The 13,666-nt window shown below is 37.1% G+C and carries 15 protein-coding genes; all 15 read left to right on the forward strand.

What is annotated here, in order from left to right:
- Nucleotides 1-127: 127 nt before the first annotated feature.
- The 15 genes from MKY48_RS13875 (at nt 128) to MKY48_RS13945 (ending at nt 13,646) form a co-directional block, all read left to right on the forward strand.
- Entirely contained in the window at nt 128-628 is a 501-nt protein-coding gene (locus MKY48_RS13875) for a hypothetical protein (protein ID WP_339293202.1), read from the forward strand.
- Between the two features lie 208 nt (nt 629-836).
- Nucleotides 837-1,883 (forward strand): hypothetical protein, encoded by a 1,047-nt coding sequence (locus MKY48_RS13880; RefSeq protein WP_339293203.1) that lies wholly within the window; start codon nt 837-839, stop codon nt 1,881-1,883.
- 190 nt (nt 1,884-2,073) lie between these two features.
- The gene (locus MKY48_RS13885) at nt 2,074-2,700 is read left to right on the forward strand and encodes a class I SAM-dependent methyltransferase (RefSeq protein ID WP_339293204.1); all 627 of its coding nucleotides are present in this window, start codon (nt 2,074-2,076) and stop codon (nt 2,698-2,700) included.
- A gap of 334 nt (nt 2,701-3,034) precedes the next feature.
- A complete protein-coding gene (locus tag MKY48_RS13890; RefSeq protein WP_339293205.1) occupies nt 3,035-3,562 on the forward strand; it encodes a hypothetical protein in 528 nt (175 codons plus the stop codon).
- Between the two features lie 234 nt (nt 3,563-3,796).
- The gene (locus tag MKY48_RS13895) at nt 3,797-4,879 is read left to right on the forward strand and encodes a serine/threonine-protein kinase (RefSeq protein WP_339293206.1); all 1,083 of its coding nucleotides are present in this window, start codon (nt 3,797-3,799) and stop codon (nt 4,877-4,879) included.
- 228 nt (nt 4,880-5,107) lie between these two features.
- Nucleotides 5,108-6,142, forward strand: a complete 1,035-nt coding sequence (locus MKY48_RS13900) for a serine hydrolase domain-containing protein (RefSeq protein ID WP_339293207.1) — start codon at nt 5,108-5,110, stop codon at nt 6,140-6,142.
- A gap of 255 nt (nt 6,143-6,397) precedes the next feature.
- Nucleotides 6,398-6,748: a hypothetical protein gene (locus MKY48_RS13905; RefSeq protein WP_339293208.1), complete on the forward strand. Its 351-nt coding sequence runs from the start codon at nt 6,398-6,400 to the stop codon at nt 6,746-6,748.
- A gap of 155 nt (nt 6,749-6,903) precedes the next feature.
- Nucleotides 6,904-7,500 carry an AAA family ATPase gene (locus tag MKY48_RS13910; RefSeq protein ID WP_339293209.1) on the forward strand — a complete coding sequence of 199 codons (597 nt, stop codon included), beginning with the start codon at nt 6,904-6,906 and terminating at the stop codon, nt 7,498-7,500.
- Nucleotides 7,501-7,845: 345 nt separating this feature from the next.
- The gene (locus MKY48_RS13915) at nt 7,846-8,742 is read left to right on the forward strand and encodes an AraC family transcriptional regulator (RefSeq protein ID WP_339293210.1); all 897 of its coding nucleotides are present in this window, start codon (nt 7,846-7,848) and stop codon (nt 8,740-8,742) included.
- Between the two features lie 469 nt (nt 8,743-9,211).
- Nucleotides 9,212-9,724, forward strand: coding sequence for an effector binding domain-containing protein (locus MKY48_RS13920; RefSeq protein WP_339293211.1), 513 nt, complete (start codon nt 9,212-9,214; stop codon nt 9,722-9,724).
- 21 nt (nt 9,725-9,745) lie between these two features.
- Nucleotides 9,746-10,603, forward strand: coding sequence for an AraC family transcriptional regulator (locus tag MKY48_RS13925; RefSeq protein ID WP_339293212.1), 858 nt, complete (start codon nt 9,746-9,748; stop codon nt 10,601-10,603).
- Nucleotides 10,604-10,841: 238 nt separating this feature from the next.
- On the forward strand, nt 10,842-11,027 hold the full coding sequence (locus MKY48_RS13930; RefSeq protein WP_339293213.1) for a DUF6886 family protein: 186 nt from the start codon (nt 10,842-10,844) through the stop codon (nt 11,025-11,027).
- 139 nt (nt 11,028-11,166) lie between these two features.
- Nucleotides 11,167-11,508, forward strand: a complete 342-nt coding sequence (locus MKY48_RS13935; protein WP_339293214.1) for a hypothetical protein — start codon at nt 11,167-11,169, stop codon at nt 11,506-11,508.
- A 228-nt stretch (nt 11,509-11,736) separates the two neighbouring features.
- Nucleotides 11,737-12,771 (forward strand): DUF4917 family protein, encoded by a 1,035-nt coding sequence (locus MKY48_RS13940; protein ID WP_339293215.1) that lies wholly within the window; start codon nt 11,737-11,739, stop codon nt 12,769-12,771.
- A gap of 221 nt (nt 12,772-12,992) precedes the next feature.
- Nucleotides 12,993-13,646, forward strand: coding sequence for a lysozyme inhibitor LprI family protein (locus tag MKY48_RS13945; protein ID WP_339293216.1), 654 nt, complete (start codon nt 12,993-12,995; stop codon nt 13,644-13,646).
- Nucleotides 13,647-13,666: the final 20 nt, after the last annotated feature.

Below are 13,666 nucleotides of genomic sequence, written 5' to 3' on the forward strand. Positions count from 1 at the left end.
GAGGGAGTTCGTAGATATCCTGATGAAGGGAGTGTTTACGAAGTACGGGAATACACGTAATATGGAAGTATTCGCGAAGTTCGTAGATAAGACGTTAGATGAAATTCTACTAAGGGCGATGAAATTCTTGAAAAATAAAAAACTAAAAATAAGTGCTGCTTATTATTATCTTGGACTTGCTATTGGATTAATTAAAAGAGATCAAGTAATCGATTGGGCTGATGATTGTTTAGAAAAATATGAAGTACCATATGAACTCATTGAATTATCTTTGTCCCAGGAAAAAGGTCTTGATGAAATCCTTTCTTTACTGAAATTAATCTATAACAAATTTGAACTCAGAACACCTTTATTAATAATCCTTTATGAAATTAGGTTGAATTATCTAAAAAATGAGATTACAAAGGATCAATTGTTTTCATACATATCTAGCTTGTTAATTCAGGCAAGTGCTATTGGAGATGATGAAGAAACACTGAAATTATTAGACATTATAGAAGATCGATATTATTTAGTCTCTCAAGGAATCTATGGTAATGAAGAAGAAGTAATTGAATCAACACTTGAAGAATTGAGGATTTTCGAAACAGCATATAATGATTTTAGTGAGCTACTCAAGGAAGAGTAGAACTTCATTTAACATTATATCCACGCATCGGAGCCTGACGGCTCCTCGGTACGCCCGAAGAGATTGACAGAGAAGTAGAATCAGGCGGACACATCCGCACCGACTAACCGCATCGCGGCCGCTCCCGTTGGTCGCTTAAGTCGGTGGGACGTCGTGGATACGGGAACGTTAGACGTAATACCCAAAATTTATAGAAAGAGTGAATGGAATGGATTTACTTACCCCTATTGTTTCAGAGGAAAGAATGCACCACAATTTTAAAGTTCTCTTGGGAGAACCTGACACACATAAAGTTTTGAATAGCTGGGCGTCAGGATTTATAGATCGAGATAACAAGTTTGTAGAACAATTTCAAACAACATTCAATTCAAGTTTTTGGGAAATATATCTATATGCTGTACTGGGCAATTTAGGGTTCAATATAGACTTTTCATATAATACTCCTGATTTCATTGCCACAAAAAGCAAACAAAACGTAATTATAGAAGCAGTAACAACAAACAATCCTAAACACGGAACACCAGAGCATGAAAGAATGAAGGCTCTAGAAAGGTACGAGATAGATTCATTTACTAAATCAGGTAGGGAAAAAATCTATGGAGAAGTCGTAGCACTAGCAACTGAGAGAATTTTAAATAGTGTCAAGAATAAGTCTGATCATTATTTGCGTAAGTACTCAAAGCTTGAACACGTAAAAGGCAAACCTTTCGTTTTAGCCATAGGAGCATTTGAGCAACCTTTGTTCTACTATCAAGGAATTGGAGCAATTCAAAAAGTCATATATGGTATAAGTAATGCCGAGTATAGAAATGGATCTCCTTTTTTTGAATATGAGGAGCAAATCAAGAAGCAGAATTCTGAAGCAATGATTCCTATAGGTCTATTTAAAGATAATAAATTTAGCCATATTAGTGCTATCATTTTTAGCCCTGTTGCAACTTTTGGAAAACTCAGAGCCCTTCAGTCGAAAAAATTAAAAGGAGTACTTTTTGAAACATATAATTATAACGATTATTCTACAAAAGGAACTATAGAATTGAAAAAGCATAAAGATTACCGAGAAACATTATTAGATGGACTTTGTGTCTACCATAATCCTTATGCTGATATTCCTTTAGATTTCGAACTGTTCTCTCATCCTGATATTTATACGAACTACGATGAAGAATACAGTCGAATGAAACATGGTTTTTTGTTTAGAAGAAGGGTGATCAATAATAACAAGCTTCATATTAAGCCCTCGAGTATCACATGAAGCGGGTACTACGTCTAACATTATATTCACGCATCGGGCATACGCCCTCGGTCCGGCAGAAAGATTTCGGGGAAGCAGGGGCAGCCGGACACATCCATCTGCGGTGGACGTCGTGAATACGGGAACGTTAGGTGAAATCCCCGTAAAGATGAAATCTATAATATTAAGTCCATACAAAGGAGCTTAAATAATGAATAGAATGACACGTGATAAAGCCATGCAATATGCCAAATATCGATTGCCTTTTTCAATAGAAGCAAGTAAATATGTTATTGATATAGCGAATGTAAGTGAAGGTGTAGTTGCTGATATTGGTGCAGGAACAGGACTTTTGACAAAACATTTTGTTGGTAATGTAAAGAAGGTATTTGTAATTGAACCTGATTTTGAAATGCGTGAACTTGCAAAGGAACTGATTGGGGAAAGAGAGGATGTAGAATTCCAAGATGGATTAGCTGAGAATACAAATCTGCTTGCACATTCTATAGATCTAATTGTAGCAGCCAATGCTTATCATAGATTTCATCCAGAAAGTACAATTAAAGAATTTAAAAGGATACTTAAACCTAATGGAATGTTAGCTGTTTTTTCATATTATGATGACTCAAATTTTTTCAGGGATACATTGCGAGTATGTAACGATGAACAATATGTTAAGCGATTGACTGAGTCTAGGCACATCAAACCAGTTCAATATTTCTACGGAGACTCAACACCAAATAGATATTTGTTTAAACAAGAGCATAACGAGACATGGGATGAATATTGGGGGGCAGTTATCTCTAGCATGGAATCACCGGATGAGAGAGAGGAATAGTTCGTAACATTTCAAGAAGCACATAAACAACGATTCAATGATTTGGCAAGAGATGGTGTAATTACAGTAATGTACGATACAGAAGTGTGGCTAGGACAACCAAAATATATATAAGATCCTAGGTTTGAAATTCAATGAAGCCGGGGGCATCACCTAACATCGCATTCCTACAGCGGGGCATTAGCCCCTTGGTCGCCGGAGGCATTTCGAGGAAGAGGATTCAAGCGACACATTGATTTCCCTAAGATAAGAGCTATCTAAGGGAAATCAACGTCAGGAATGCACATACGTTATATGACAGTGCGTAGTAATTATTAAAAAAGGAGTGCGAATAATGTCCAATGATAAATTACTATCAAATAAAGAACATAAAGAACGAATTGAAAAAGCATACGGAAAGTCTTTGAAAGAAGTAATGCATGAGATGATAGTTGAAAGAAATCTTGATCAATGGGATGGTTCAGAAGTACTTGGAATATCCAAAGAATTATTTGTCACATGGAGAACTCAATTTCAACTTGGACCGATGCAAAGAGCTGCGAATATGGCAGAACAACATCGAAACGAGACTATAAAAAGATACCAGAATGAACTTGAAGAAGTTAATCTGCAAAGAGAATTCGAATATAAAAGTGAAACTTCTCTTAGGGGCTTTAAAGAAACGATTGAAAGATTGTTAGAAGTTGAAAAACAAAAAGGGATACTAAGTAATAAAGATGCCACATCTAATCTATCTATGGTTCTGCAAGTAGGAGTATTAGAAGGAGTCCTGGATTACATCAATAAATATGAGCAAGATAATTTGGAAAAACAATTTCAAACAGAAATTCATTTGTTAAAATGGCTTGAAATCGAAAGATAATGCAGGTAACTCAATGCACCGTCATATAACATTATATTCACGCATCGGAGCCTAGCCGCTCCTCGGTCCGCATGAAGCTATTGGCAGGGAAGCAGATTCAGCGGACACATCCGCACCGACTAACTGCGTAAGCACAGCCGGCTCCTGACGGAGCTTTAAGTCGGTGGTACGTCGTGAATACGGGAACGTTAGACGAAATATCACAATATTTTAAAACCCACAAAGGAGATAAATATGACATTTTCTGAGCCTACTCTATTTGAAATCGTTGAAACTCTGAAAGAAGGGCTAGTCTCATACTCTAGTGGTAATTCAACAGAATTAAATAATGATGAATATAAAAGATTAAGGAAAATCTTATTAAGCACGGAGAAACTAAGTAACAAACTCCCAGAGTTTATTAAAAAATACAGGTCATTGGATGAGTTTTGGAGCTCCATAAAGGATGTTTCGGATTCATATGCTGGACGTAGGAAATATTTGGGCGAGGTTTTTAATCCATTGCTAGATGAATTAGAGACTGGTAATGCTACAATGACAAATGAATATTCTGAATTAGAGGTAATTGGGTCAGGCGGATTCGGTGAAGTAAAAAGAATGAAACATAATCTGTTGAAGATGGATTTTGCATTTAAATTTTTTTCTCCCATCTTTTCAAATGATGATGAGAGGAACTTGGAACGTTTTTTCAGAGAGGCACAAATACTATTTAGGTTAAATCACCAGAATATAATTAAAATCTATGATGTTGGACTTTTAGGCAATAAGCCATTTATTAGAATGGAATTATTTGAAGGAAAGAATTTAAATCAAGTACTTAAAGATCATGGGAGGTTTCCCATCAATAAATCTATTGATCTTATGATTGAATTAGCAGATGCCTTAAGTCACGCACATGGGATTGGAATAGTACATAGAGACATTAGACCGAGCAATATTATGATCGCTAGACCAAGGCAAGTTAGAGTTATTGATTTTGGACTCGGCATATACCTTGAGAATGAATTAACTTCGAGACTTACAAAAACCGGACACAACATTGCGGGAGGACACTTCACTGCACCTGAGCTCATAAGTAATCCAAAACTAATAGATCCAAGAACTGATATTTATTCTCTTGGAGCAGTTTGGTACAACCTGATTACAGGAAGCGTTCCTGCTGGAAGCAAAATAAGAGAAACACTTTATTCGGTTGAGGGAATGAATGAAGAGGTTGCTGAAATAATTCTTAAATGTCTAGAAGATATTAGTGGAAGATATCAATCGATGAAAGAGCTAATCTTAGACCTAACTAAAGTAAAAGACGATTTATTTTAGTGAGTAATTCAAAGATGCGTGATACTTCGTCTAACAAATTGTTCACGCATTGGGCCATGCGGCCCTAGGTCCGCCCGAGGTATTTCAAAGAAGTAGATTCAGGCGGACACACCTGCAAGGCTAACTGCGCAAGCGCAGCCGGGGACTTCATCCCCTTAAGCCTTTCGGCGTCGTGAACACAAGAACGTTAGGCGAAACCACCTTTAAACATAGAAAGGAAAACTTCCAATGATAATCTCAAAAGAATTAGAAAAATTACTAGATGTTGAAACAGAAATCTCTAAATTCTCAGGTTCAATATTAATAAAGAGGGATGGAAATGATCTTTTTAAATCTAGCTACGATTATGCAGATCGAAGAGAGTTAATTAAAAATACAATGGACACCAGATTCACAGTGGCTTCAGGTTCTAAAATATTTACAGCAGTAGCGATATGCCAACTTGTGGAACGAGGATTTATTACTTTTGACACATTAATTAAAGAGTGCATAGATATTCTATTTCCAACATTCAGTAGTGATATTACAATCCATCATTTACTCACCCACACTTCGGGTATACCTGACTATTTTGATGAAGAATTCATGACGGATTATGAAAAGTTGTGGGAGAATTATCCGATGTATCGGGTATTTACTTCTAAAGACTTTTTACCCTTGTTTCAAGAAAAAGAAATGAAGTTTCAACCTGGCGAACGATTCTCATACTGTAATGCTGGTTTTATTCTGCTTGGCCTAATTGTTGAGCAAATAAGTGGTATGAATTTTATAACATATATCCAAAGAAATATTTTAGATGTGTGTAATATGAAAGATTCTGGATACTTCCGAATGGATCAGTTACCTAATCGAACAGCAATAGGATACATTGAGGATCAAGAGGGCAAAGAATGGAGAACGAATATATACTCAGTGCCTATCATCGGTGGAGCGGATGGAGGGGCATATACTACAACTCATGATTTAAATAACTTCTGGTCAGGACTTATGGGTCATAAATTATTAAAGGAGGAAACAACCATAAGAATGTTGTCGCCACAAGTCGAAACAGATAATTTTCAAAATTATGGTTACGGCGTTTGGATGACTATTATTGGTGACGAAATATTTAAGTATTATGTTATGGGTGGTGAGCCAGGTGCAATGATGGTCTCTTCAGTATATGTCAAGAATAGTATTAGAGCACATGTCATGAGTAATAAATCAAATGGAACAGCAGAAATACCAGGTAAAATTGATGAATTAATTTATAATTTAGAATAATCAAAGGCAAATGGCATCGCCTAACAAAGTGTTCAAGCATCGTCGCTAGTGCTCCTTGGTCCGGGCAGAAGTATTGAGAAATCTCGGAGATGAGATTACATAGGCAAGGAAGAAGAATCAGCTGGACACAACCATTTCCCTAAGATATGAGCTATCTAAGGGGAATGGTCGTCTTGAACACAAATACGTTATGTGAAATACCATGAATCTTATAAAGAAATAAAAACTATAAAATCTAGGAGGAGCGTTACTACTATGAAGTTACAAGAATTATTTAAAGAAAAGCCAACTAAACTATGGAATGAAAGAATGATTGAGTTTGGTGATGATCTATTTACACCAGAGCGCTTAGATCTTTGTGATAAGTTAATTGATAATTACTTGAACAAATTGATCTCAATACAGGAAAGTGATGATCAAGAGAAGATAATGAAATTAGTTGAAGAAATAGTAATTGCCTTTAATGAGTTGAATGAAAAGAATGATTATTTTATCGAGACAATGGAACGGGAAGAATTAGCTGAATTTATAGAGAAAGCAGCAATTCTAGCTGGACTTAAAGTAGAAGAAGATCAAGACATAACCGAAGAATGGAGAGAGTGGTAAGACCAAATAACAAAGACCATTCGGTAGAGATGTAAGGATGCCATGATACTTCACATAACACGATATTCACACATTGGGTATTTGGCCCTCGGTCCGGGCCGAGGCAACGTTATCTGAAAGATACCCAAAGATTATTTTTAGAAGGGATGATTAAATTGAAGCCAGGGATATTAGTTTTTCTAAATGGAACTTCAAGTTCCGGAAAGACCTCCATATCGACTGAACTGACAAAGCAGAAAGAGATTCCTTTTCATCATTTATCAGTAGATGATTTTTTTAATAATTACAATGATTTTATCAATAATAAATTTCCAGATATTGAACCTACAAGAGAAGTAGATGAGCAAGCTGTTGCACAAATACTTTTTGATCCCATAATCTCAGTGTACTATTCGACAATTAAATTGTTTTCAGAAATGGGTTTGAATGTAATAGTAGATACTGTAATCGACAATGATAAGAGCTTTAATGAGTGTCTTGATCAATTTTTCGATCAGCCTACATTATTTATAGGTGTATTATGCTCGAAAGAAGAACTTACAAGAAGAGAACTAGCAAGAGGAGATAGGAAGATTGGACTAGCTAATTCACAGTTCAACACAGTATATTGCTTTAATGAATATGACCTTGAAGTAAATACTGAAGAATTGAATCCAGTAGAATGCGCTGAAAAGATATTAAATTTTATTAAGTCCAATAAGGAGTACTCGGTTTTTAAGAAATTAAGTAAAAGAAATGTTAGTGTTTCATAGAAGGCGTATCCATCAGATAACACCATATTCACGCTGCGGCCGTCTGGCGCCGACCTTTGTCTGCCCGAGGCATTTTCGGAGAAGTGGAGTCAGGCAGACAACCCTGCGAAATCTAACTGCCGCAAGCAGCAGCCGGTCCTGTTGGACCTTAAGGTTCTCGGGTTCGTGAATGTCAGAACGTTATAGGAAATCAGTGCAATACATAAATACTTTTTAAATCCTTATGTATTCAACTAACGGAAAGCTTACTACGAAAAAATTTATAGAAGCAACTTTTTTTGGCACATATTGTTGCGAAGCTATTTTATGTCCCACCTATACTAAAATACGAGAGGAGGGACTGAGATGGAATGGCTAGAGCGGATGAATCGTGCGATAGATTATATTGAAACGAATCTCACCGAGAATGTCGAACTGAGCGAGGTGGCCCGATTGTCTTGCTGTTCGTCGTATCAGTTCCAAAGGATGTTTTCATTCATTACCGACGTGACGTTGTCAGAGTATATTCGGAGGAGACGGCTGACGCTTGCCGCGTTAGAGTTGCAGCACAGCGGAGCGGCGAAGGTGATTGATATTGCGTTTAAGTACGGCTACGAATCGCCTGTTTCTTTCGCACGGGCATTCAATTCGCTGCATGGGATCACGCCGGCTATGGCCCGTCAGGAAGGGATTGCGCTCAAAGCCTACCCTCGTCTGTCCTTCCTTATCACAATCAAAGGGGCAGAGGCGATGAATTATCGGATCGAAACGAAGGAAAGTTTTGAAGTATTCGGTATTGAAGGTGTATTTCCTATAAACGGGGATGGGGAGGCGACGCTGACACCTGCGAAGCTTTGGGAGCAAAGTCATTCGAATGGTGATGTGAGACGGCTTGAAGCACGTGCGGGAAATTTGCCATCGTTTGTCAGCCAGAATCTGTATCCCGTGAACGCGGTTTGCAGTTACCGGAAGACCGAACCGGATACGTTTCCGTACATGCTATGCGCCTTCAAAGACGGAGCTAGTAATGTGGATGGGTACACCTCGGTGACTATTCCATCTCATACGTGGGCGATTTTTCCCTCGGAACCGCATCCGTGGGATCAGTTTGGCGAGACGATAGAAACGCTATACAAACGTTTTTATACCGAGTGGCTCCCCACGGCCGGCTATGAACAAGTGGACGGGATAGAGTTCGAAATGTACGGCGCTAAAGACAATCTTAACTATATCGAACTCTGGTTCGCGATTCGTAAAGTGTGATTGGTGTACAGCAGGTAAGACTAGGACGGTACTCAATGAAAAGAACAACACAAGGCTGCCACGCGAAACTCTGCCGGCAGCCTTCGTTGAAGTAAGGAGAAACGTTGGTTTAAGATTATAGGGAATATATTTGTAAGTAATTCAAAGACGGGACTGACATCCTATAACAAAGTATCTACGCTGCGGGCCATGAGGCCCTTGGCCCCTCGGTTGTCAGATGTATAATCGTGGAATGAAGCTCAGACAACAAACTCCCCAGCCTAAGATAAGAGCTATCTAAGGCTGGGGAGTTTCGTGAATACTAAACGTTATCGGAAATCAGCGAAAAACTGAAATGATGAAATCATCAAATACGTTGGATTTCCTCAACTAAGATAATATAAAAAAGGTTTTTAGTAAAGAAAATCAAAAAAAGAGTGGCTCCTGAATGTATTATTTAATTGCTATAAACATTAAAGGAGTTGATAACATGGTTACAGTTAGAATTGAGAAGAAACCTTCCTTCAAAATCTGTGGACGTAAAACCTGGGTAGGGCAAGATAACGAGGCCTTTGGGCAATTTTGGGAAAAGTGCAGAAAAGAAGGTTTGATACAATTATTCGAAAGAATTCATGAGAATCGTACAGAAACTGTAACGAACAGTAATGCTATAGGTGTTTCGTGTGTAGAAAAAGATCCAAATGATAGAAATTTCTGGTTTTACGTTGCAACTGAGTGTGACCATTCTCCGGAAGGCTTCGATTTGGAAGAATATACAATTCCTGCATCTGAGTGGGTGATATTTGAAAATTACGGTGAAACCCCGGATGCTTTGATTGAAGCGGAAATGTATGCATTTGAAGAATGGCTTCCGTATTCACGCTACAATCATGCAAATATTCCTGAAATCGAGGCTTACCCACCTCGAAAAACAGATAAAGGTTTTTCGTATGAATTTTGGCTTCCTATCATAGAAAAAGAAGTTTTAATAGAGATAGAGTGAAAAAACTAATAGGATGGTTGTATGAATTATTACGAAAGAATACAAAAATCGGTTGATTACATTGAACTTCATTTAAAGGAGGATCTAAGCGTCTGTTCCATTGCAGAGCAGGCATATTTTTCTGTAACCCATTTCTATCGAATCTTTGGAGCAATGGTAGGAGTTTCGGTGAAAGAATATATTCGTAATAGAAGGTTAAGTCAGAGCGTAAATGAACTTCTTAAAAGCGAGAAACGTATCATTGAGATTGCTATTGAATATGGCTTTGAATCGCAAGAAACATACACACGGGCTTTTTCCAAACAATTCGGTATTACTCCTGGGAGGTGTAGAAGACAAGGGAAGAAAATCATTCTATATGAAAAGTTGGATGTGTGGAAAACCAAACCAATAAATGAGATTTTAGAAACATCTTTTTCATTTAAACCTCAGATTGTTCAATATAAAATAGATCAAGTCATAGGTCTCAAAGCAATCGTTAAGCCTGGATCTGAAACGATAAGAAATCTATGGGCAGAGTTCGAAAGAAGAAAGGCTGAGATTGAATGTCAGTCCCCAAATGAAATATGTTTGGGAATATGTGAGTACAACCCAAATATTACGGACGAAAGTGATTTCACTTACTTTGCAAGCATTGAAGTGTGTGACCCAAAACAAATCCCTTTCGGAATGATAAGTAGAACAATACCATGCTCAAAGTATGCTGTTTTTCCCCATAAAGGTTCAATTAATAATTTAAAAAATACATATAATTATATATATGGAGTATGGTTGCCGGGCTCAGGCTATGAATTAGCAGAACTTGATACGATTGAATATTATGATTCTAGATCAAACAATTCGAATTTTGAATTCGATATCTATATTCCAATTAAATAGAAAATTGTGTGTTCCATAGGAACTACTGTAAGTAATTCGAAGAAGTCGATGACATCCTATAACAAAGCATTACGCTGCGGGACTATCGTCCCTTGGTTGTCAGATGTATAATCATGGAAGAAGATCAGACAACAAACGCCCCAGCCTAAGATAAAAGCTATCTAAGGCTGGGGCGTTTCGTGAATACCAAACGTTAGGCGAAATTGCTTGAAAACATTAATATGTTGAGGTGAGTAATATGCTTTATCACTTTAGTGAAGATCCCAATATCGATATATTTGTACCACGTGAGAATCAAAATCGAAAGGATTTTCCGGCAGTAGTTTGGGCAATTGACAAAGAACATGAATTTACTTACTATTTCCCAAGAAATTGTCCAAGGTATCGGACCTTTGGGCCCTCGGTCCGCCGATGTGATTTCTGAGAAGTGGATTCAGGCGGACACACCTGCGAGGCTAACTGTGCAAGCGCAGCCGGGGACCTTGTCCCCTTAGGCCTCTGGCGTCGTGAACACAAGAACGTTATGAGAAATCAGCGTACAAGAAATAACAGAGGTGAATACAATGAAGGTCATAACACTATGTGGATCAACAAAATTCAAGAAAGAATTTGAACAAGCGAATAGATACTTAACCCTTAAAGGTAATATTGTTATTAGTTTAGCTTTTTTTGAGCAAAGCGAAGGAATTGAGATTACCAAGGAACAGGCAGAATTATTTGGGAAAATCCATTTTCGTAAAATTGATATGTCAGATGAAATATTTGTTATCGATGTTGGTGGTTACATTGGCAGTAGTACAAGAAAAGAAATTGAATATGCAATTGAAAATAGGAAGATAGTTAAGTTCTATTCAAAAAGCGAATTAGTAAAACACGATAAGACAAACGACTTAATTCTGGAATAAATGTTAGTGTTTCATAGAAGGCGTATCCATCAGATAACACCATATTCACGCTGTGGTCCTCCGGACCTTGGTCTGCCCGAGGCAATTCGGGGAAGTGGAATTTAGGCAGACAATCCTGCGAACCTAAGTCCTGACGGACCCGGCGCTCTGCGCTTTAAGGTTCTCGGATTCGTGAATACAAGACGTTATATGCAATCGACAAGATCATATTAGGAGTGATGGAACATCATGGAAGACTTAAAAACATTCGAAGAACTAATTAAACAAGACGATATATATCTAACAAATTTGCTATTCGGCAACGGATTTTCGATTAATTTTGGGAGTAGATTTATGTACAGCAATTTATTTGAAGAAGCAAAGCAGTTATTTTCAGGGAAAGATATTGAGCTTTTCAGTAAACTAGAAACAACAAATTTTGAACATGTACTAAGGATTTTATGTAGCACAATAGATACAAATTTAATTTATGGAATAAAACATGGAACTTTAGAAGAAAGTTATGAAAGAGTAAAAGATGCTCTAATAGAAACAGTTAGAAAAGTTCACCCTGAACCACATGAGCTTTCTTTTGAGCAAGTTAATGATCTAAAAACTATTTTTAGGATATATGAAAAAAAGGTTTTTACTACAAATTATGATCTTTTGGCTTATTGGGCCCTAAATAAAGTTAGAGGTATTAACAGAACAGTTTCTGATGGATTCGGATATGATGCTGATTCAGATATGATAATGTTTGGAGCAGGACCAGGAGTTTCAAAAGAGGATAATCCAATAAGATTGTATCATCTACATGGCTCGTTACATTTTTATATGGACGATGGAGAAATAATAAAGATAACTAAAAGTAGAAACCCCGTGGGCTTAAGTGAATTACCTTTATTAAATGTTATTACCGAGACGTATGATTCTGGATATTTTCCCTTATATATTTCTGAAGGCACGTGGAAACAAAAATTAAATAGAATATTAAATAATAAGTACTTACGTTTCTGCTATGAGGCTTTAATTAAAAGTTCTGAAGGATTAACGATATATGGTCAGTCTTTGGATAAGGAAAGTGATAAGCACATAATTGATGCAATTAAAAATTCATCCGTGAGAAAGCTTGCATTTGGAATATATGATGTGGGTAATAGTGCGAATATAATTCATGAGATTACTGAACAGTTTAAAGATAGCTCTATTAAAGTTGAATTTTTTGATGCGAGATACTTTTTTGAATCGCTCAGAAATATAGAAATGGAAATGACTTTTAAGTAACTCGTAAGAAGTGTCGACAGCATATAACACTATATCTACGCTGCGGTCTGCGCCCTTGGTTCGCAAGATGATGTAGCAGAGAAGTGCATTCAGCGAACAACCCTGCGAGGCTAAGTCCTTCGGACCTGGCGCGCTACGCCTTAAGCCTCTCGGGTTCGTAGATACAGAAACGTTATGCGCCATTACCGGTAAATTAAAGATAATATTTAGGGAGATCATTTATGAAAGGTAAGATACTCTTATTATTTTTTATTACGATAGTGTTTTCATCTTGTCAAAATATTAGTCAATCGGCTACCTTGAACAGCGAAACTAAATCAATACTGAATTCTGGACTGCCTCCTGATGTAGTGAGTACAGGTAATGGAACAGAATCGAAAGAAATAACTGGAGGTCGATCAGATCCTTCTAATAATAAAGTGTTATCCATGAGCATTGGGAACTATGATTTGAAAGGAGAATTTTATGATAAAATGCTTCGAAATCCTATAGATCATGATTATGAAGTGGAATTTAATGAATATCAAGATTCCAAAGAAAAGATTACAACACTGGGATGGGGGGCGTTGGAAGGCAAATATACAGAGATTTGGGATAGAGAGTTGAATCAAATATATAAAAAACTTCTTTCTAAATTGGATAGAGAACCAAGAGAAGCACTAATTGAATCGCAGAAAGAATGGTTACAGTATCACTTAAGGGAAACAAAATTTGTAGAGAAGACATTTATTAATAATGGTTACCTTGGATCAAAAGGAGCGGTAAGCCTAGCCATGGTTATAAAAGAGAGAATAAGGGAAAGAACAATGCAATTATTTGAATATCGATATTTGTTAGATGGTGAAGTTGAGTTTTTATACCAAAGTAAAAAATAGAGGTGGATCTTAATCAATGG

It is taken from the genome of Paenibacillus sp. FSL W8-0187 (assembly GCF_037969755.1).
Classification (GTDB): domain Bacteria; phylum Bacillota; class Bacilli; order Paenibacillales; family Paenibacillaceae; genus Paenibacillus_AQ.

Excerpts from the sequence above, each read along its gene's own strand:
- MKY48_RS13880 (WP_339293203.1), top strand. The coding sequence starts at position 837 with ATGGATTTACTTACCCCTATTGTTTCAGAGGAAAGAATGCACCACAAT.
- MKY48_RS13885 (WP_339293204.1), top strand. The coding sequence starts at position 2,074 with ATGAATAGAATGACACGTGATAAAGCCATGCAATATGCCAAATATCGA.
- MKY48_RS13890 (WP_339293205.1), top strand. The coding sequence starts at position 3,035 with ATGTCCAATGATAAATTACTATCAAATAAAGAACATAAAGAACGAATT.
- MKY48_RS13895 (WP_339293206.1), top strand. The coding sequence starts at position 3,797 with ATGACATTTTCTGAGCCTACTCTATTTGAAATCGTTGAAACTCTGAAA.
- MKY48_RS13900 (WP_339293207.1), top strand. The coding sequence starts at position 5,108 with ATGATAATCTCAAAAGAATTAGAAAAATTACTAGATGTTGAAACAGAA.
- MKY48_RS13905 (WP_339293208.1), top strand. The coding sequence starts at position 6,398 with ATGAAGTTACAAGAATTATTTAAAGAAAAGCCAACTAAACTATGGAAT.
- MKY48_RS13915 (WP_339293210.1), top strand. The coding sequence starts at position 7,846 with ATGGAATGGCTAGAGCGGATGAATCGTGCGATAGATTATATTGAAACG.
- MKY48_RS13920 (WP_339293211.1), top strand. The coding sequence starts at position 9,212 with ATGGTTACAGTTAGAATTGAGAAGAAACCTTCCTTCAAAATCTGTGGA.
- MKY48_RS13925 (WP_339293212.1), top strand. The coding sequence starts at position 9,746 with ATGAATTATTACGAAAGAATACAAAAATCGGTTGATTACATTGAACTT.
- MKY48_RS13930 (WP_339293213.1), top strand. The coding sequence starts at position 10,842 with ATGCTTTATCACTTTAGTGAAGATCCCAATATCGATATATTTGTACCA.
- MKY48_RS13935 (WP_339293214.1), top strand. The coding sequence starts at position 11,167 with ATGAAGGTCATAACACTATGTGGATCAACAAAATTCAAGAAAGAATTT.
- MKY48_RS13940 (WP_339293215.1), top strand. The coding sequence starts at position 11,737 with ATGGAAGACTTAAAAACATTCGAAGAACTAATTAAACAAGACGATATA.
- MKY48_RS13945 (WP_339293216.1), top strand. The coding sequence starts at position 12,993 with ATGAAAGGTAAGATACTCTTATTATTTTTTATTACGATAGTGTTTTCA.